Annotated in this window: 16 protein-coding genes; 9 read left to right on the plus strand and 7 right to left on the minus strand. The window is 36.8% G+C overall.

Annotation, left to right across the window (positions count from 1 at the left end; genetic code table 11):
- Positions 1 to 1,481, plus strand: a 1,481-nt coding sequence (pyk, locus tag ACY651_RS16805; protein WP_462254653.1) for a pyruvate kinase, incomplete at its 5' end; no start/stop codon positions are given.
- A 62-nt stretch (positions 1,482 to 1,543) separates the two neighbouring features.
- On the opposite strand, the gene ACY651_RS16810 is transcribed toward pyk, so the two are convergent.
- Positions 1,544 to 1,969: a DUF1761 domain-containing protein gene (locus ACY651_RS16810; protein WP_462254654.1), complete on the minus strand. Its 426-nt coding sequence runs from the start codon at positions 1,967 to 1,969 to the stop codon at positions 1,544 to 1,546.
- A gap of 127 nt (positions 1,970 to 2,096) precedes the next feature.
- Positions 2,097 to 2,570 carry a nuclear transport factor 2 family protein gene (locus tag ACY651_RS16815; protein ID WP_462254655.1) on the minus strand — a complete coding sequence of 158 codons (474 nt, stop codon included), beginning with the start codon at positions 2,568 to 2,570 and terminating at the stop codon, positions 2,097 to 2,099.
- A gap of 47 nt (positions 2,571 to 2,617) precedes the next feature.
- On the opposite strand from ACY651_RS16815, the gene ACY651_RS16820 reads away from it, so the two are divergent.
- From ACY651_RS16820 to nagB, 3 genes are all read left to right on the plus strand, one after another.
- Complete coding sequence (locus ACY651_RS16820) at positions 2,618 to 4,543, plus strand: CocE/NonD family hydrolase (RefSeq protein WP_462254656.1); 1,926 nt, start codon at positions 2,618 to 2,620, stop codon at positions 4,541 to 4,543.
- A 263-nt stretch (positions 4,544 to 4,806) separates the two neighbouring features.
- The gene (locus ACY651_RS16825; RefSeq protein WP_462254657.1) at positions 4,807 to 7,140 is read left to right on the plus strand and encodes a beta-N-acetylhexosaminidase; all 2,334 of its coding nucleotides are present in this window, start codon (positions 4,807 to 4,809) and stop codon (positions 7,138 to 7,140) included.
- 232 nt (positions 7,141 to 7,372) lie between these two features.
- Positions 7,373 to 9,307: a glucosamine-6-phosphate deaminase gene (nagB, locus tag ACY651_RS16830; protein WP_462254658.1), complete on the plus strand. Its 1,935-nt coding sequence runs from the start codon at positions 7,373 to 7,375 to the stop codon at positions 9,305 to 9,307.
- Positions 9,308 to 9,316: 9 nt separating this feature from the next.
- Here the strand turns inward: nagB and ACY651_RS16835 are convergent, their stop codons facing one another.
- Positions 9,317 to 10,876, minus strand: a complete 1,560-nt coding sequence (locus ACY651_RS16835; protein ID WP_462254659.1) for a peptide ligase PGM1-related protein — start codon at positions 10,874 to 10,876, stop codon at positions 9,317 to 9,319.
- A 213-nt stretch (positions 10,877 to 11,089) separates the two neighbouring features.
- Between ACY651_RS16835 and ACY651_RS16840 the strand changes: the two genes are divergently transcribed.
- The 3 genes from ACY651_RS16840 to ACY651_RS16850 all read left to right on the plus strand — a co-directional run bounded on the left by ACY651_RS16840 (position 11,090) and on the right by ACY651_RS16850 (position 14,305).
- On the plus strand, positions 11,090 to 11,935 hold the full coding sequence (locus ACY651_RS16840; RefSeq protein ID WP_462254660.1) for a type 1 glutamine amidotransferase: 846 nt from the start codon (positions 11,090 to 11,092) through the stop codon (positions 11,933 to 11,935).
- Positions 11,936 to 12,029: 94 nt separating this feature from the next.
- The gene (locus ACY651_RS16845) at positions 12,030 to 13,223 is read left to right on the plus strand and encodes a hypothetical protein (RefSeq protein WP_462254661.1); all 1,194 of its coding nucleotides are present in this window, start codon (positions 12,030 to 12,032) and stop codon (positions 13,221 to 13,223) included.
- An 89-nt stretch (positions 13,224 to 13,312) separates the two neighbouring features.
- Entirely contained in the window at positions 13,313 to 14,305 is a 993-nt protein-coding gene (locus ACY651_RS16850; RefSeq protein ID WP_462254662.1) for a hypothetical protein, read from the plus strand.
- A 15-nt stretch (positions 14,306 to 14,320) separates the two neighbouring features.
- Here ACY651_RS16850 and ACY651_RS16855 read toward each other — a convergent pair whose 3' ends face one another.
- Genes ACY651_RS16855 through ACY651_RS16865 form a run of 3 tightly spaced genes read right to left on the minus strand, consistent with a single transcriptional unit; the run spans position 14,321 to position 17,187 of the window.
- Positions 14,321 to 15,550: a hypothetical protein gene (locus ACY651_RS16855; protein ID WP_462254663.1), complete on the minus strand. Its 1,230-nt coding sequence runs from the start codon at positions 15,548 to 15,550 to the stop codon at positions 14,321 to 14,323.
- Positions 15,547 to 15,984 carry a Rieske (2Fe-2S) protein gene (locus ACY651_RS16860; protein ID WP_462254664.1) on the minus strand — a complete coding sequence of 146 codons (438 nt, stop codon included), beginning with the start codon at positions 15,982 to 15,984 and terminating at the stop codon, positions 15,547 to 15,549. Before ACY651_RS16860 ends, ACY651_RS16855 begins: the two co-directional genes overlap by 4 nt.
- Before the next feature lie 3 nt (positions 15,985 to 15,987).
- On the minus strand, positions 15,988 to 17,187 hold the full coding sequence (locus tag ACY651_RS16865) for a di-heme oxidoredictase family protein (protein WP_462254665.1): 1,200 nt from the start codon (positions 17,185 to 17,187) through the stop codon (positions 15,988 to 15,990).
- A 104-nt stretch (positions 17,188 to 17,291) separates the two neighbouring features.
- Between ACY651_RS16865 and ACY651_RS16870 the strand changes: the two genes are divergently transcribed.
- Positions 17,292 to 17,951: a metal-dependent transcriptional regulator gene (locus ACY651_RS16870; RefSeq protein WP_462254666.1), complete on the plus strand. Its 660-nt coding sequence runs from the start codon at positions 17,292 to 17,294 to the stop codon at positions 17,949 to 17,951.
- A gap of 274 nt (positions 17,952 to 18,225) precedes the next feature.
- Positions 18,226 to 19,008 (plus strand): transporter, encoded by a 783-nt coding sequence (locus ACY651_RS16875; RefSeq protein ID WP_462254667.1) that lies wholly within the window; start codon positions 18,226 to 18,228, stop codon positions 19,006 to 19,008.
- Between the two features lies 1 nt (position 19,009).
- Here ACY651_RS16875 and ACY651_RS16880 read toward each other — a convergent pair.
- Positions 19,010 to 19,263, minus strand: a 254-nt coding sequence (locus ACY651_RS16880) for a peroxiredoxin family protein (RefSeq protein WP_462254668.1), incomplete at its 5' end; no start/stop codon positions are given.

Raw genomic sequence — 19,263 nt, forward strand, 5'->3', positions numbered from 1 at the left:
TGTCGAAACCTTCCCAGGTCGTCCTGCCCGGTGCCGCGGCGATTGGTGGCATGGTCATTCCCGCGCTGGTCTACTGGTTCTTCAACCGGGATAACGGCGCAGCCCTTGATGAACTGTTAGCGTTGGTAAAAGCCGGTGTAAATGTTTTTCGTTTAAATTTTTCTCATGGTGCTTACGAAGCCAAATCGCAAATAATACAATACATCCGTGAAATAAATAAAAAAGAACCTTACAATATTGCCATACTTGGCGATTTGCAGGGTCCTAAATTAAGAGTTGGAGAACTGGAAGGCGGCAGTTTAGAACTAAAAGAAGGCGATGAAATTATTTTAACTACCGAAAAAATTGTAGGCACAAAAAGTAAAATATATGTGAGCTATCAAAACCTCGCCACTGATGTAAAGCCCGGCGAACGCATTTTTTTTGATGATGGAAAAATGGAAGTGGAATTAAAAAAAGTATTGAATGATAAAGAAGTTTTAATAAGGGTTAGTTTAGGCGGAACACTGTTACCAAAAAAAGGTGTAAACCTGCCCGATAGCGAATTAACCATGCCCTCGCTTACACCAAAAGATATTGAAGACCTGGAATTTATTATTGATAATAATTTAGATTGGGTGGCACTTTCTTTTGTAAGAAAAGCAATTGATATTACTGATCTTAAAAAAAGAATTAAGGCCAGGAATAGCAAAATAAAAGTTATTGCTAAAATAGAAATGCCTGAAGCATTAAAAAACATCAGGGATATTATAGTAGAGAGCGATGGCATAATGGTGGCACGTGGCGATTTAGGTGTGGAAGTGCCCATTGAGCAAGTGCCCATTATTCAAAAAGATTTGATACGCAAATGCATGCACCGTGCAAAGCCTGTAATTGTGGCTACGCAAATGATGGAGAGTATGATGGAACGTACGAAACCCAACCGCAGTGAAGTTACCGATGTTGCCAATGCAGTTTTAGAAGGTGCAGATGCAGTAATGCTGAGTGGCGAAACTGCCATGGGAGATTACCCGACTTTGGTAGTGGAAATGATGAGTAAAATTATTTTAGAAGTAGAAAGAACGGTGTACGATTACGACAGGGATGATATTTTAAAACCCCAACCGCATTCACCTTCTTTTTTAAGCGATGCAGTTTGTTACAGTGCCTGCAAACTGGCGCAGGATACAAAAGCTGCTGCTTTAATTGGTATGACGCAAAGTGGCTACACCGGTTTTATGCTCAGCAGTTACAGGCCAAAATCTCCACTGTATATTTTCAGTAAAGAAAAAACATTAATTAATCAGCTTAGCTTAAGCTGGGGCGTTAGGGCAATTTATTATGCCGAAGAAGAAAGTTTGGATGATATTATCTATGATGAAATAGAAATATTAAAACAAAGAGGATTTTTAAAAACCGGCGATGTGGTGGTAAACACCGGCAGTACGCCTGTTGATTTGCACCTGCCCACAAATATTATGAAAGTAACTACGGTAGAATAAATTATAAACCTGTAAGGTTTTTAAAATCTTACAGGTTTATTAAAATGCAAACCACAAAATATTTATTGCCAGCAGCATATTATTACAGCTGCTATAATATTTCCCAGTACCGTGTAGCCGCAATTAATTAAATACAAACCTGCAGGCCTTTTTTCGTACAGGTAAGAAATTGATATTGCTGTTGAACCAAATAACAATCCTGTAATTGCACCCAGTTTAACTCCACTCATCCAACAGGCAGTTAAATCTAACCGGTTTACCAGTATAGCAATGCCAACTGCTGTTAACACCATCATTACTAAAGAGCCGCCAAACATCATCCCCATTCCTTTTTTTGCTTCGGGGTCGTTAGGGTTAATTTTAGTGTGCTCCAGCCATTTTTTGGCAAACAATAGTTTTGAATACCATAAGGCACCCAGTACCCAGTAGGCAATGCCTGCAACAATTACAGCCAGCCAGTTAATGTTGTTTAAAAATTCTGTGTTCATGCTTGAAGGTTTAGGTTAAAGAAATAGATTTTAAACAAAATAGCCATAATTTTTACAAAATGCAAGTATGCTCAGTTATCACAACAAAATCTAATTTAACGTTGCTTGCCGTTATGCCTGTAAATCCTTATTGCACCTGCTGCATATATTTCAGCAAGTTTTTCTTTGCACCATTTTTTATTTTGTTCTGAAAAAATTTATTCCATCCCAGCAGCCAACCGCTAAAGCCCAGCGCCTGTGCACTCCATTTATGTAAACTAAAAGCATCGCTGTGTTCAATAATTTTTCCATCAGCAAATTTCATGTTGGCCCTTACTTTATTTACTACTTTTTTTCCGGTTTTGCTAAAAGTGTAAGTAGCTACCCAATCGCAGGTGCTGAACTCTTCATCCAGGTGAATGATATTACCATAGGTTAACGAAAAGTCTTTAGCATTTTTACAAAGCATGGACCACATCGATCTTGCTTCGTTGCCACGCAATAAGCCAAACACCGGATCAAAGAAAATGATATCATCGCTGTAGCAACTGTTCATGCCCGCAGCATCCAATTTATTAAATGCCGTATAAAATTTATTGATCAGTTCTTCATTATTTGCCATGATAAACAATTTAGATTCATTAAATTTAACACTCAAACAACTATAAAATGAAAAAATATTTTTTGTTCTTCCTTTTTTTATCCATTTCTTTTTTAAAAATAACAGCTCAAAATAAAGATTCTGTTTGGGTAAGAGATAATTATTATAAAATTGAACGCCTGTTACCCATGAGGGACGGCAGTAAATTATTTACTGCATTTTACATTCCCAAAGATTCATCTGCAAAACATCCCATACTTTTTAAACGTACGCCGTACACCTGTTCGCCTTACGGAGAAGATAAATTTAATGCAGCACTCTATAATTCTTACTGGATAAATTATTTAAAAGAAGGGTACATTATCGCCATCCAGGATGTTCGTGGCAAATGGATGAGTGAAGGAAATTTTGTGGATGTAAGGCCTTTTAATCCAAATAAAAAAAACAAAGAATTCGACGAGGCAAGCGATACGTATGATGCAATTGAATGGATGATAAATAATATTCCGGGTAATAATAAACGTGTGGGTGTATTTGGTATTTCTTATCCCGGCTTTTACAGTACCATGGCGGCTTTAAGCAATCATCCGGCATTAAAAGCAGTTAGTCCGCAGGCACCCGTTACCGATTGGTTTATTGGAGATGATTTTCATCACAATGGTGCGTTTATGCAAATGGATGCTTTTAATTTTTACAGTGGTTTTGGAAAGCCAAGGCCCAAACCAACAATGGTGGGTGAAGAAGGTTTTAATATTCCTTCGCAGGATAATTATGATTTCTTTTTAAAAACCGGTGCAATAAAAAACTTTAGTAAAATAATGGGCGACAGTATTGCATTTTGGAAAGATTTAATGAACCACCCCAATTACGATGAGTGGTGGAAGGCAAGAAACCCCAGAAATTTTGTAACTAATATAAAACCCGCCATGCTGGTGGTAGGTGGATTATTTGATGCAGAAGATTGCTTTGGTGCATGGGAACTATACAAAGCCATTGAAGAAAAAAGTAAGAACACGGATAACCGTTTGGTGATGGGGCCATGGTTTCATGGTGGCTGGGGCGGCAGAAGCGAAGGCAGCTATTTAGGCAACGTAAGATTTGGTGCAAAAACCAGCGAATTTTATCAGCGCAATATTGAAATACCTTTTTTTAATTTTTATTTAAAGTTAAAAGGCACCGTACATGATATTGCAGAAGCCAATATTTTTTTTAGTGGAGAAAATGAATGGAGAAGATTTGAGCAATGGCCATCGCAAAATGTGGAATACTTCAACGCATTTTTAAATGCCGGCAACGATCTTACTTTGGCAATGCCCCGAATGGATAGCACACAAAAAACGAAAGCATTAAAAAAAGACGAGAATAAAAACTACAGCGAATACATCAGCGATCCGTTTCATCCTGTTCCTTATACCGAAGATGTACATTTAGACAGAACAAGAGAATATATGACCGACGACCAGCGCTTTGCAAACCGCAGACCCGATGTATTAACTTTTACTTCAGGAATTTTAAATGAAGATGTTACTTTGGCCGGACCGTTAGTTGCCGATTTAATGGTAAGCATTAGTACCACCGATGCAGATTTTGTTGTAAAACTGATTGATGTTTTTCCTGATGATTTTAAATATGATGAACCAGTTTTTGCAAAAGGTAATGGAAAAGATTACCCCATGGGTGGTTATCAAATGTTGGTTCGTGGCGAAATTATGAGAGGCAAATTCCGCAACAGTTTTGAAAGGCCGGAACCATTTGTGCCAAATAAAATTACACCTGTAAAATATACCTTACCGGATGTGGCCCACACGTTTAAAAAAGGCCATAAAATAATGATCCAAATACAAAGCAGCTGGTTTCCCATTGCCGACAGGAACCCACAAATTTTTACAGATATCTATCATTGCAGTGATAGTGATTTTCAAAAAGCAACTATAAAGATTTATCATGATGGAGTTAATGCAAGTAAGATTGTGTTGCCGGTTTTAAAAAATTAGTTGAGATAATTGTATTGCCTTTAGTTATTTTATATTTTTAAAAAATGAGTTTTGAATTGCCCCGGCCTTTAGGCCGGGATATAATTTATTTAAAGATGAGGCTTTAGCCAAACAAAAAAAATTAAGCAATTTGGCTAAAGCCTGAAATTCCCTTTTATTGTAACCTCTGCCTGAAGGCCGGGGCAATTGAAAAAAAATTTAATCAATAAAATGAATTTCCGAATGAATCATTCGGAAATTAAAAAGAAATAAATAAAATTTTTATGAAAAAATATTTTCTAATACTATGTCTGCTGGTATCAGCAAAATGTTTTTCGCAATTAAATATTGTGCCAATGCCTGCAGACTTGAAGATGGGCAAAGGAAGCTTCACTATTAATAAAAACACAAAAATAATTGCCAGCGGATTACCCGAAAAATTTGGCACACTCTTACATGATTTCATTTTTAATAATTACGCTTTAAAACTGGAAAAAATAACTTACAGTAAAAAAAATATTATTAATTCAATAAGATTTGTACATGATGGAAAAATGTATGGCGCCGGTATTGGATCTTATGCAATTAAAATAGCAGACAATGGAATTCTTATTGGGGCTGGTACTCCGCAGGGATTTTTTTATGGCCTCCAAACTTTGTTTCAGTTCATGCCTGAATCAAAAAATAACCTTACCATTTCTCAATTATACATTAGCGATTATCCACGTTTTAAATACCGCGGCATGCACCTCGATGTTGCCCGACACTTTTACCCTGTTGCTTTTATAAAAAAATATATTGATTATTTAGCGGCTTATAAATTCAATACTTTTCATTGGCATTTAACCGATGACCAGGGCTGGCGCATCGAAATAAAAAAATATCCATTGCTAACACAAGTGGGTGGATTTAGAAATGGCACTATCACCGGCCGTTACCCCGGCAAAAGCAACGACAGTATTCGATACGGTGGTTTTTACACCCAACAGCAAATAAAAGAAGTAGTGCAATATGCGGCAGAAAGATATATTGATGTGATACCGGAAATTGAAATGCCCGGCCATGCTTCGGCAGCTATTGCGGCTTATCCGCAGCTGAGTTGTTTTCCCGAAGAGGATACAAAAGTTTTACCGGGTACACCGTGGGCGGGCAGCCGCAAAGGAAAGCAGGTGCAGCAAACTTGGGGTGTTTTTGAAGATGTGTTTGCTCCCACTGATTATACTTTTAATTTTTTAGAAAATGTTTTGGATGAAGTGATGCCCTTATTCCCGTCAAAATATATTCATATTGGCGGCGATGAATGCCCGAAAGAATCGTGGAAGCGTTCACCATTTTGTCAACAACTAATTGCAGCCAATAATTTAAAAGATGAGCATGGGCTGCAGAGTTATTTTATACAACGCATAGAAAAATATATTAACAGCAAAAGCAAAAAAATTATTGGCTGGGACGAAATTTTAGAAGGCGGCCTTGCACCCAACGCAGCAGTAATGAGCTGGCGTGGCGAAGAAGGCGGCATTGAAGCTGCCAAACAAAATCATGATGTAGTGATGACACCCGGCAGCCATTGTTATTTAGACCACAGCCAGAGTAAAAATGAAGACAGTGTTACCATTGGTGGCTATTTACCATTGGAAAAAGTATATAGTTACGAACCAGTACCTGCTGTATTAAATGCCGAGCAGGCAAAATATATTTTAGGTGCACAAGGCAATCTGTGGACGGAATACATTAAGAACAACAGCAAAGTAGAGTACATGATCTTTCCACGAATGATGGCATTGAGTGAAGTTTTGTGGAGCCCGAAGGAAAAAAGAAACTGGAATGACTTTGAAAAAAGATTACCAGGTATTTTTGAAAGATTAGATAGAGAGAAAACTAATTATAGTAAGGCGTATTACGATTTGCAGGCAACGGTAATTCCCGGTGCAAATTATGACGGAGTGTTCTGGAAATTAGAAAGCAAAAATACCAAAGACAAAATTGTTTATTTATTAGGTGATGAAGACAGCAGATTGAATATTTATAGTGAACCAATCAGACTATTATTGACAAACTATGAATGCACAGCATGGATACAATCATCCGATTCTAAGAAAATAGGAAATCAACTAAAACAAAAATTCTCATTCAACAAAGCCACTGGCAAAAAAATTACTATAGCAAACGACCCCAGTGTAAGTTACCCAGGTGATGGTGTCTTTACTTTAGTGAACGGTGTACAGAACGAAAAAGGTTTATCAAAGGGCAATGAGTTTTTAGGTTTTTTAGGAAAAGATTTAGATGCCACCATTGATTTAGGTGCTGTGATGGATATTAAAAAAGTTACGCTGCATACACTGGAACAAAACGGCAGCTGGATATATTTGCCATCAAAAGTTGAAGTAACTTATATGTACTCGATAGATACTGGAAAAAATGCTTTGCTTGGCCCGCCTGATAAAATGTTAAGCGTTGATATTGCACAGGGAAAAAACATTTCCAAAATTGAAATCCCCGGCCAACAAAGATGCCGCTACATTCGTGTGATGGCAAAAAATTTTGGTATCATTCCTTCAGGCAATCCCGGTGCTGGTAATGCGGCATGGTTATTTGCAGATGAGATTGAGGTGGAATAGGAGAATGTGTGAACGCTGATTTTGAAGGATTAATAAGATTAAAAGGATTTTAAAATTTCTGCAATCAACGCTGTGATAAAAGTTCAATAAAGATATGCCGTACAAGAGTGTCTCGCCTGGGCCAGACCACTGAAGACAAATAGCAATTCTAAAGCTGGGTTCCCAGAAAAAATCGGGGCAAGCAAAAAATAAATAAAACCTTAAATTTGTATCCACTCACCTATTCATCATTATGACCAAAATCGATCTCACCGACTCGTTAGAAAAAATTGCCGTAAAAATATTTGCTACCCCTACTGATGGTTCGGCATTTGTAGCGCAGCAAATTGCAGATCTGATAAAGCAAAAAGAAAAAGAAGGAAAAAAAACAGTTATCGGCCTTGCTACGGGCTCATCGCCCAAAACATTGTATGCACATTTGGTACGCATGCATAAAGAAGAAGGTTTAAGTTTTAAAAATGTGATCACTTTTAATTTAGACCAGTATTATCCCATGGAGAAAGATGCACTGCAAAGCTATCATTACTTTATGCGGAAGAATTTATTTGAACATACGGATATCAATCCGGAGAATTATCACCTGCCTGACGGATTAATTGCAAAAGATACTATTAAAGAACATTGTTTAGATTATGAAAAACAAATTGAAGCAGCAGGCGGATTAGATCTGCAAATATTAGGCATTGGTGTAAATGGCCATATTGGTTTTAACGAACCGGGCAGCGGCATGTACAGCAAAACAAGATTGGTTACTTTAGATAACAGCACCCGTATTGCTAATGCTTATGATTTTGGCAACATGAGCGATGTGCCACGTATGGCCATCACCATGGGCATCAGTACTATTTTAAAAAGTAAAAAAATAATTTTAATGGCATGGGGGCAAACTAAAGCTCCTGTAATACAAAAAGCGGTGGAGCTGGATGATACAGAAGAAATACCTGCATCGCTTTTACAAAATCATGATGATTGCACTTTTGTGGTGGATGAAGCCGCAGCATGTGAATTAACCCGGTTTAAAAGCCCCTGGCTTACGGGTGAGTGTGAGTGGACACCAAAGATGGTACGCCGTGCCGTTATTAACCTGGCATTAAAAGTAAAAAAGCCGGTATTGAGTTTAACTACCGAAGATTATAATGATAATGGATTGAATGATTTGCTTACAGAAAAAGGAAATGCTTACGATATCAATCTCGATGTGTTTTATATGCTGAGAGATTCTATCACCGGCTGGCCGGGAGGAAAACAAAATTCTTCCAATCATAAACATCCTGAACGCAGCGAACCTTATCCAAAAAAAGTTATTCTCTTCTCCCCTCACCCCGATGATGATATCATAAGTATGGGTGGCACATTTATGCGATTGCACGACCAGGGCCATGATGTACATGTAGCGTATCAAACAAGTGGCAACATTGCCGTTACAGATGAATTTGTTACACGTTTTATTGATTTTGCTGTGGGGTTTGAAAACATGTTTGATATTGATGAAACAAAAAGCAAAAATATTTTAGATACTGCAACAGCATTTTTAAAAACAAAAAAATCTACCGAAAAAGATACCGCAGAAATACGTGCTATTAAAGGTTTAATAAGAAGATGCGAAGCAAAAGCTACCTGCAAATATGTGGGGCTTAAAGATGATCAAATTCATTTTCAAAATTTACCTTTTTACGAAACTGGAACCATTGAAAAAAATCCGATGGGTGAAGCGGATGTTGAAATAACAATGGCATTGTTAAATGAAATTAAACCGCATCAAATTTATTGCGCCGGCGATTTTGCTGATCCGCATGGTACACACAAAGTTTGTTTTGATGTAGTAATTGAAGCGTTAAAGAGATTGAAAGTTGAAAGTTTAAAGTTGAAAGTTGAAAACGATTGGATCAACAACTGCTGGCTATGGTTATACAAAGGTGCCTGGCAGGAATGGGATATTACTGAAATTGAAATGGCCATACCCATGAGCCCGGACCAGGTTGTAAAAAAACGCCATGGTATTTTTATTCATCAATCGCAAAAAGACAGTGTGCCTTTTCAGGGCAGTGACAGCCGTGAGTTTTGGCAACGTGCCGAAGAGCGCAATGCCAGCACGGCAAAACTATATGCACAATTGGGTTTAACACAATATGCAGCAATGGAAGCTTTTGTGAGGTGGAAGTTTTAAAATAAATTTTTACTGCAATGCTGTTTCAGCATCCAGCACTTCAATTGTTTTTTTGTATAATGCCTCCGCTTCTTCAGGCGAGGCTCCAATACAAACCATCCCCATTTTTCCAAATTGCGATAAGGCACCTATCATGTGAAACATTACACCTTTTTGTGCAGCACCATCAAAATGTAATCCGTGATACATGGCAATGTTAATCAAATCCTGTGGTGTTAACCCTTTATAAAAATCGCTCTGTACATTATCAGATGCAAAATAATACCTGGGTCGGTCATCGTGTGTTTTAAATATACCATTGGCTTCATCATAATACCCATCAGTTAAAAACTGCAGCATTAAAAAAGGGTGGGTTGTGCCGCCTTTGCGTAAATTTATTTCTATAGCATAATGTGTCCATTCGTCATTTTCTTTTACCGAAATAAAATCAATACTAAATCTTCCCAGCACACCTTCTTTTTTTAACTGCATCGAAATTATTTTTCCTAAATCACTAATTGTTTTACTGTAACAATTATCCGCAGGAAAATGTGCCCCTACAAAAACCTGTGCATCTTCGCCGCTCAGTAGTTGGTCATGCGTACTGATGATATCTATTTCGCCTGAAGGGTTTATCCTGCATTGCACTGATGGAGAAGTCTTTATTTCGCCTTCCACAAACGCTTCCACAATGCCTCCCATTTCATTAAATTTTTCTAAAAAAAATGCGGCACTCAGATCTTTTGCAACAGGCACTATTTTTTTATTCAGGTTATGATGTATCCAGTTAAACATTTCTTTTTTATCAAGCCCTTCAGGATATTTTATTATCGCATTACCTTCTCCTGAAAATCCATCATTCAATTTTATTACTGCCCTTTTTATTTCGGGATACATATCTTTTAATGCTGCCACAGCATGCACAATATCTTCGTAGGTTTTTAAATCTTCTGCACCCGGAGGCATTGGCACACCTGTCTTTAAAAAAACTTTTCTGCCGCCACTTTTATTGCCGAGGTTAATTAATGATGGGTCGCAACCGTAAATGGGAATGCCCAGCCTTACCGATAAAGTTCTCTCGTAATTTGTTGTATTAAAACAGGCAATATGTGCCACATGCCCAAAAGGGATGTGTTGTTTTATTCTTTCTATTAACCTTGGCCGTTGTAAAATTTTTTGCGTTAACGCAATAGGAGCAATATCATAACAACTGAGCATCGTTAATCTTTCTCTTGCATGATAACCTGTAATGCCGGGCAGTAAATGTAAATAATAATCAATTATAACCGGATCAATTGGCGCACTGCTTACATACACAACATGCGTACGGGGCATACGCAATAACATCAGCAAACACAATAATCTTTCTTCGTAATGCATGGCCCCATCTACTTTTGCTAAAACTTCCTGATCGAGTGTAAGGCTGGGTATTACAACAATTGTTTTAGGCGCAAAATTATCAGGAAAAAATAATTCAAACTGGTTACTAAAACTTTTTTGTATTATTTCAAATTGTTTTAATTCATCTGCACTGCCAGGCGCAGGCTGGCAGGTAGTACAATAATTAAACAACAATTTATCGTGTTGCAAATGGGGTTGGCTTATAACCATATTGTAATAAAATGTTACACAAGATGCATAAAACAACACCACAAAACACTGAGATTGGTCATTAACTTAATGGAAATATATCATGTTTTTATTTTTTTGTTGTTATCTAAGCCGGGTTTAATTCACATATCGTTAGTAACTTAAATGGAGTAAAGCAAACCCCGTCTTTTAAAAAATTGTTATGTTTGCATAATGAATTGGACTGATAAAAAAGCAGTACGTGTGGCAATTTTAGATATGAATGAAGGCAAGCCCAACCAGGGCATGCGTTGTATCCGTGAAATTTTAAACCAGTTCAGCGATGCCAATAATATTGATTTGGAATGGGATGAATTTGAAGTGAGGCAGCAACAGCAAATACCGGCATTAGATTACGACATTTACATCAGCAGCGGCGGCCCGGGCAGCCCATTAGAAAGCGAAGGCAGCGAATGGGAAAAAATATATTTTAACTGGTTAGATAATTTGATGGTGTGGAATGCCAACGATGCTAATGTTGTAAAGAAAAAAGTATTTTTTATTTGTCACAGCTACCAGTTGGCCTGCAGGCATTTTAAAATTGCTACGGTTTGTAAAAGAAAAAGTACTGCTTTTGGTGTTTTTCCTATGCACCTTTTACCTGCCGGAAATGATGAACCCGTTTTCAGCGGTTTAAAAAATCCTTTTTATTCGGTTGACAGCAGGGATTTTCAGGTGGTGGAACCCAACCACAATAAATTACACCAGATGGGTGCCGGCATTTTAGCCATAGAAAAAGAACGGCCGCATATACCATTAGAAAGAGCCATCATGGCTATTCGCTTTAACGAAAATATGATCGGTACACAGTTTCACCCCGAAGCTGATGCCGTGGGTATGAGCATGCATTTGCAAACAACCGATAAGAAAAAAACGGTGATAGAAAATTACGGGCAAGAGAAATGGGAAGCCATGATTGATCATTTAAATGACCCCGATAAAATAATGTGGACCTATGCCCACATACTCCCCAATTTTTTAAACTCCGCTGTAGAAAACATGCAGCCGGTTGCAGTTTAAGCTGCACTTTCTGTTACAAATTTTTTAAACTTCCCAATTGAATTTTATTGTTTATTTTTAGTGTACTCATTTATTTACTGTAAAAATTAATTGCATGATAAAGGAATTAAGGCAGCAATTCAACAGCAATTTTACTAAAGAAAAATATGCCGCTTATATTAAAGAAATAGAATCGCTCCACCCGGGTTCTTTAGATTTCAGGGTTGCAGAAACACCCATTTTTATTCCAAAAGATTTTACAAAAAAAATGCTGGATGCCTGCGAAGATATTATCGATGTAATTGTTGATGAAAAATTTATCACAGTAACTGAAAGAGGCATTCCTGCAAATGTAAAAGTACCTCATCAAAATAATCATTCTCATTTTATCGCTTTCGATTTTGGCATTTGCCAAAACGATAACGGCCAGCTGGAGCCGCAATTAATAGAAATGCAGGGCTTTCCTACCTTGTTTGCTTTCCAGGCTTTTCACAGCGAAATAACTGCGGCTTATGCTGATTTACCTTCAAACTTTTCTGCTTATTTAAACGGTTATGACAAAACTTCTTATTTAAAATTGTTTAAGGAAATTATAGTTGGAGATCTAAATTCTGAAAATGTAATACTGCTGGAAATATTTCCGGAGCAACAAAAAACAAGAATTGATTTTTATTGTACCGAAGAAGTTTTGGGTATAAAAACGGTTTGTCTTACTAAACTAATTGCCGAAGGCACTGCATTATTTTATGATAACAATGGTGTAAAAACCCCAATCAAAAGAATTTACAACCGTTTAATTTTTGATGACCTGCAAAAGCAGGAAGGTCTTGGAGAAATTATTGACCTTACAAAAAATTATGATGTGGAATGGGTGCCGCACCCCAATTGGTTTTACCGCATCAGTAAATTTACTTTACCATTTATTAAAAATGCATACGTACCACAAACTTATTTTTTAAATGAGTTAAAACAAATGCCGGGTGATTTAGAAAACTATGTATTGAAGCCTTTGTTTTCTTTTGCAGGCATGGGTGTGGTAATTGATGTAACACAAAAAGATATTGACGAAGTAAAAGACCCGGAGAACTGGATACTGCAACGCAAAGTAAAATATGCAGATGTAATTGAAACGCCTGATATACTTGCTAAAGCAGAAATTCGTTTATTTTATTTTTGGAAAGATGGCTGGACAAGGCCAAAAGCGGTACACAACCTTGCAAGATTAAGCAAAGGGAAAATGATTGGTACAAGATACAATAAGGATAAAGAATGGGTAGGTGGTACCGTGGCTTTTTTTGAAGCCCCCTAACCCCCTGAAGAGGAAATCATAAAGTAATTAATTTATTGCTCTTGAAAAAAATACTCAACATTCAATAATCAATGTTCAATTAAAAAAAAATGAAAAACGGCTCAGCAAGATTTGAATTTTTTCTTACTCAACTGCAAACTTTACTAACCAAATCTGCCAAACAAAAAAATCCGGCATTATGGTTATACCAGAATAATGTACGTACACCATTGTTTATGCTGGAAGGTTTGGCAAAAATGTACAGCAGCATCCACAATAAAAAAAAGTTTGCAAAATTAAAAGAGCATTTTAAACTTTTAGAAGATGGGCTGGGAGCAATAGATTTTTACGATTCATTTGCAAAAGAATTCAGCAAAAATAAAACCATACCTGCTGCAGTTACTAATTACTTACAGGCGCAGGCAAGAGAAAAAATACAAAGCCTGAATGAATTGCTTACAGAAAAAGAATGGTTGGGTGAAAATGCAGACCGGATAAAAAAGATACAAAAAAAACTGGAAGAAGCTGACTGGTTAAAAGAAGAAAAAGAAATTGAAGCCGTAAAAGATTTTTATGGAGAGGCTATTTACGGCATTGTGGAGTTTACTGGTAAAACTAAATTTCATTTTGATAATGTGGAAGCTGATGTGCATGAACTGAGAAGAAAATTAAGATGGCTCAGTATTTATCCGCAGGCATTTCGGGGTTGCATTCAATTGAGTAAATCAAAAGCTTCTGCAAAACATTTATCTAAATATCTCACTAAAGAAATTATTACTTCTCCCTATAATAAAATGCCCGATGCCGGCGATGCTGCATATTTTCTTTTACTTGATAAAAATTATTTTTACTCTTTAAGCTGGCTGATTGCGGAACTGGGTAAATTAAAAGACAGCGGCCTAAAAATTGTTGCTGTAAAAGAAGCCCTGCAACAAACAGGCACTTCAAACGAAGAAGAAGCTTTTAAAAAAGCTTACCAGTTGTTAGATAAAAAGCAACCCAAATTGCAGCAACTGTTAGATGATGCAGAAAAAGTTTGCAAAATATATTTTAGTGAACATAACCTGGAGCATTTAGTAATTGGTACAGCGGCTGCAAAATAAATTTAATTTCAATATTTAAAAATAGGTAGATACACCAAAAATAAAACCTCCCGTTTTTGCAGGCGGGTTACCTAAAATATCTTTTTGCTGCTGATGCCGGTAATTTAACCGAAGCACTGTTTGTACTGTTGGCCTGAAACTTATTGCCGGCATAATGCTCCACAGATCTTCTGCAATATTACCGCCAGTGCTGGTGAATTTTCCTTTGTTCCAATCCACATATTCAAAGCGGCAGGCAATATTGAGTGTTGCTTTATCCCAGCCAAACATTTTTTTCTTTAATACAGGTTGTACAATATCAACAAAACCTCCCTGTTGTTTGTTACCAAATTGTTGTGTAAAAGTAGCAGGCACATTTACTTTTATCCATGCCCATTCGCCGGTAATAAATGTATTTAGTTTTGATATAGTACTGTTGAAATCAATTGCAAATACATCTACCCTTCTTTTATCATCTAATTGCAAACCATCATCCTGAAATTTATTGTACACACCACCCATGTACGACAAACCCAGCTCTCCTATTTTATTATTTCTTACCGCAACCTTTCCGGTAAACAAAGGCAGGCCGCTGTTTATTTCTTCAAAACGTTCTGCATTATTTTTAGCTGCAGGTAAAAAAGTTTTATTTTCTGCATTATCAATAATAGAATTATCAAAATTGCCGGAGAGATAGGCTTCGTAACCAAACATCCAGTCTTTATTATAATGCTTGCCATACAAACCAAAGCCTGCATTGCTCCATGTTGCTGGCAAAAGTTGTGTAGCAGCAATAGGCCGGTCAGTAAACTCCCACTTAGGCCCATCGTGATTTTGATTGAAAGCACCAATAGGATTTAAGATCATACCGCCACGTAGATTTAACAACGGATGCAATTCAATATCCAGTGCAGCAAACTCCACAGCAATTTCTTTTCCGCCATCTTCAAATTCTATCTCACTTAAAAATTTTAATTTTTTACCAATGGTTGATGCCACAAATAATGTTACTCTTCTAAATTGAAATTGATGCCCTTCAGAAATACCATCGGTGCCTAAGTGCTGCCAGTTGGCTTCCATGTATCCTCCTAAAGAAACAGGCAATTTACCAACAGCAATAAATGGGCGGCTGTACACCGCATCCATGTTCATGGTTTTTTTTGCAGTATCTGTTGGTGTACGTTTTAATAATGTCGGGTCTATTTGTGCCTTTGCAACATTGCAATAGATAAATACAAATGCTGTGATGATATAAAATCTTTTCATACCGCTTTTAATGAAATTTTTAATTGATTGTTTTCGATCGTAACCGGAAATGTTCTCAGCTTTGCATCTGCCGGGCCATTTTGCACACCGCCAATATTATCAAATTCGCTGCCGTGCGCCGGGCATTGCAATTTATCGCCAAACACCTGCAGCTCTGTTCCCTGGTGTGTACAGCGCATCCACAAAGCAGTGTATTCATTTTCATTTTTGCGATACACACAAATGGGATATTGCAAAATTTCATTTTGAACAACAATATATTTTTTGAAATAAATATTGTTACCATTTTTAGTTTCAAAATCTGTAACAGGAATAATAATATCATCACCTGCAATTTTACCGCTTAATAATTTTGTGCTGTTGCAGCTTTGTAAAAATGCCCCTCCGCCAATACAGGCAAAACCACAACTTTTTATAAAATCTTTTCTGTCCATTTTTTATAACGATTTTAAAAACTTGATCACAGCATTTTTTTCTGCTGTTGCAAGTTGATTAAATTTATTTTTACTTGAAGCTGCTTCGCCACCATGCAGTTGAATAGCTTCTTCAATAGTTTTTGCCCTGCCATCATGCAGCAAAAAAAATTGTCCGCCCTGCGAATTGGGTGATAAACCTAAACCCCACAATGGTGGCGTACGCCACTCAAAAGTTTTAGCATTACCCTCTGTATAGCCATCATCCAAACCTGCTCCCATATCATGCAGCAGCAAATCTGTGTAAGGATGAAACGTTTTATTTGATAATGAAATGACAGAGGAATTACCGGTTTGTAAAGTTTGTTTATGACAACCTTCGCAACCAGTTTGTATAAATAAATTTTTACCCTGCACCACTTCCGCATCATTTTGATTACGCTGAATGGGTACTTTTAATGTTTGCAGATAAAACACTACATCCAGCACTGTTTTATCAGGTACTTCCGCATCAATATCCAAACCGCTGTAAACATCTTTTAATGCAAAGGATGATGTAATACCAATATCCTGGTTATACGCATTTACTGTTTGATGCAGTAAATTATAGGCCGCAGCTTTTTTTCCAAAGCGGTGAATATATTTTCCATTTTGAGTTATTGCATTTGTATTTGGAGAAATAAAAGAAGGCAACGTAATCCAGTTGGGTACTCCTGAAATACCATCACCGTTTGCATCTGCAGGATCGGCCATTGCAAGAATATCTGCATCACTAACCAGTTCTAAAAAACCTAATCCGGTATTTGCCGGTGGTGTAAATTTAGAAAATGTTGCACCAGCAGGAATTTGCTCTGGCATAAAACCAGGTAATGCCCTGTTTTGCAATTGCGGCCCGCCCAAATGCAGAAATTTATTTCCAGTACTGTCTGTTTGCCCAAACCTGGTGAGTGTTGTAAAGGGATGCCCCTTACCATCGCCAGCATGGCAACTGCCACAACTCGTTGCCACAAATATTGAACCCAATCCTGTTTGTGTTGTAAATATCTCATCGTTAAAAGCAATATCCCCTGCTAAAAACTGCCTGTTTTGTTCATGGCTTAGTCCATCCACTGGTCCGTCTAATAAAGAATCATCTGCCGGAGCTGCCGGATGCAATTTGGAGCAGGCCTGTATAAACACAATTGCCAGTAAAAGAAAACCTACTACTGTATAAATTTTTTTCATTAAGAAAATGTTTTAAAATAATTCTTTGAGCAAAAATACATATTTAGGCTCACCTAATTTTATTTTTCATAAAAAAAGTTCATTTTTGTGTAAAATATTTTTACATGACGTCTTTAGCCGAAGAGAATTACCTGAAAACTATTTACAAACTGCAGGAAAAAAATGGCGCCATGGTAAGCACCTCTGCCCTTGCAGAAAACCTGCAGATAAATGCCGCATCGGTTACAGATTTTATTAAAAAGATGGCAGCAAAAAAATTGATCAGTTATCAAAAGTCAAAAGGGGTAAGCCTTACAGAGCATGGACGACTTATAGCATTGGGTATTATACGCAAGCACCGGCTATGGGAAGTATGGCTGGTTAACAACCTGGGATTTAAGTGGGACCAGGTGCATGAAATTGCCGAGCAACTGGAACATGTGATAAGTGATGAGCTGATTGAAAACCTTGACAAACATTTAGGCTACCCTAAAGCCGATCCCCATGGCGACCTTATACCAGATGCAAAAGGGCGGTTTATAAAAAATACCAGTAAGCCTTTATTGGATTGCGTAAAAGGTGATAAAGTAAAATTTACAGGTGTTGCTGAGCACAGCAACAGTTTTTTACAATACCTCACCAAAAGTAATATTAACCTCGGCGATGAATTAGTTGTGGAAGCAATTGAGGAGTTTGATCATTCTTTCCAGGTAAAAATAAATAAAAAGGAACGTAAGCTGTTAAGTAAGGAAGTGGTGAAGAATTTATTGGTCGTGGGAATTTAAAAAATATCTTTAGATATCAATAGTTTATGTTGACTTAGGATGAGCTTCCCTATACCTAATCAATGTTTTAGAATATTATCACTTTGTGGTATTGCATGCATTAAAAAATTTAACTTTCTTTACATTAATTACAAGATGCTGTAATTACAAAGCACTTTACTCTCAAATTGAATTTGTTTCATTGAAAATTGCCAAAAAATAATTATACTAAAAAATCTATTAGTATTATTATTTTGTTTTGACGACATACATTTACTTGTAAATTCGTATAGAAATGGCAAAGCTAATATGTAGTATTTGGATTACTCTTTTTTCTCTTAATGTATTCGCACAAGTTGAAAAAATTGAAACAGATCGACCTGGTGAAACAAATACCCCTTCTACAGTTCCAAAGAAATGGGTGCAAATTGAAACGGGATTCCTAATGCAAATAGAAAAGCATTATCCCAGGAAAGATCATTTTATACAGCACCCCTCATTGTTGTCAAAATATGGAATTGGGAACAGGATTGAATTGAGATTACTAACAGAATTGAGTACAATAAAAGAGCAGTTTGTAAATGATACTACATCACATACAGGTATTACTAATGTACAGTTAGGAGGCAAGGTTAATTTTTTACAAGAAAAAGGATTGAGACCTAAAACATCATTGATTGCTCATTACAATTTTCGCCGGTTGCGTACTCTATATAAAGACTCAATAGATGGGGCCAATTTCAGGTTTGCTATGTTACATACTTTATCTGAAACTATATCAATTGGTTATAATATTGGCATGAATTGGAATAGGTTTGGTTCTCCTCCAGCTTATATGTATACATTTTCGCCAAGGTTTAATATTAATGAAGAATGGTTTGCCTATATCGAAGTATTTGGGTCTTTTAGAAGACCAAAGAAGTATAATCCAGAGAATAGTTTTGGTGCTGGTTTTGCATATTACATTAACGATAATTTTAAAATTGACGCTTCTGCCGGATTTGGATTGAACAAAGAAGCTCCCGACAATTATTTTGCCCTTGGTGCTTCAATTCGTTTTAAAACAATGAATAAATAATTTATTTCAATAAATCCTTCACCAATTTATCCAGCTCCTTACCTTCTGCATCAATGGCAACTACATTGCCATTTTTATCTAATAAAAAATTAGTAGGTATTTGTTCTACTCCATAAGTTGCTGCAACTGCACTGTTCCATCCGCCGGTATCAATTACCTGTACATATTTTATTTTATCCTGCTTAATGGCTTTTACCCAGGCCGTTTTTTTATTATCTAACGAAACACCAAACACTTCAAAGCCCTGGTCTTTAT

It is taken from the genome of Ferruginibacter sp., assembly GCF_031391665.1.
Classification (GTDB): Bacteria; Bacteroidota; Bacteroidia; order Chitinophagales; family Chitinophagaceae; genus Ferruginibacter.

Excerpts from the sequence above, each read along its gene's own strand:
- ACY651_RS16850 (WP_462254662.1), top strand. The coding sequence starts at position 13,313 with ATGAAAAACGGCTCAGCAAGATTTGAATTTTTTCTTACTCAACTGCAA.
- ACY651_RS16875 (WP_462254667.1), top strand. The coding sequence starts at position 18,226 with ATGGCAAAGCTAATATGTAGTATTTGGATTACTCTTTTTTCTCTTAAT.
- ACY651_RS16820 (WP_462254656.1), top strand. The coding sequence starts at position 2,618 with ATGAAAAAATATTTTTTGTTCTTCCTTTTTTTATCCATTTCTTTTTTA.
- ACY651_RS16860 (WP_462254664.1), bottom strand. The coding sequence starts at position 15,984 with ATGGACAGAAAAGATTTTATAAAAAGTTGTGGTTTTGCCTGTATTGGC.
- ACY651_RS16840 (WP_462254660.1), top strand. The coding sequence starts at position 11,090 with ATGAATTGGACTGATAAAAAAGCAGTACGTGTGGCAATTTTAGATATG.
- ACY651_RS16825 (WP_462254657.1), top strand. The coding sequence starts at position 4,807 with ATGAAAAAATATTTTCTAATACTATGTCTGCTGGTATCAGCAAAATGT.
- nagB (WP_462254658.1), top strand. The coding sequence starts at position 7,373 with ATGACCAAAATCGATCTCACCGACTCGTTAGAAAAAATTGCCGTAAAA.
- ACY651_RS16810 (WP_462254654.1), bottom strand. The coding sequence starts at position 1,969 with ATGAACACAGAATTTTTAAACAACATTAACTGGCTGGCTGTAATTGTT.
- ACY651_RS16845 (WP_462254661.1), top strand. The coding sequence starts at position 12,030 with ATGATAAAGGAATTAAGGCAGCAATTCAACAGCAATTTTACTAAAGAA.
- ACY651_RS16855 (WP_462254663.1), bottom strand. The coding sequence starts at position 15,550 with ATGAAAAGATTTTATATCATCACAGCATTTGTATTTATCTATTGCAAT.
- ACY651_RS16870 (WP_462254666.1), top strand. The coding sequence starts at position 17,292 with ATGACGTCTTTAGCCGAAGAGAATTACCTGAAAACTATTTACAAACTG.
- ACY651_RS16865 (WP_462254665.1), bottom strand. The coding sequence starts at position 17,187 with ATGAAAAAAATTTATACAGTAGTAGGTTTTCTTTTACTGGCAATTGTG.
- ACY651_RS16815 (WP_462254655.1), bottom strand. The coding sequence starts at position 2,570 with ATGGCAAATAATGAAGAACTGATCAATAAATTTTATACGGCATTTAAT.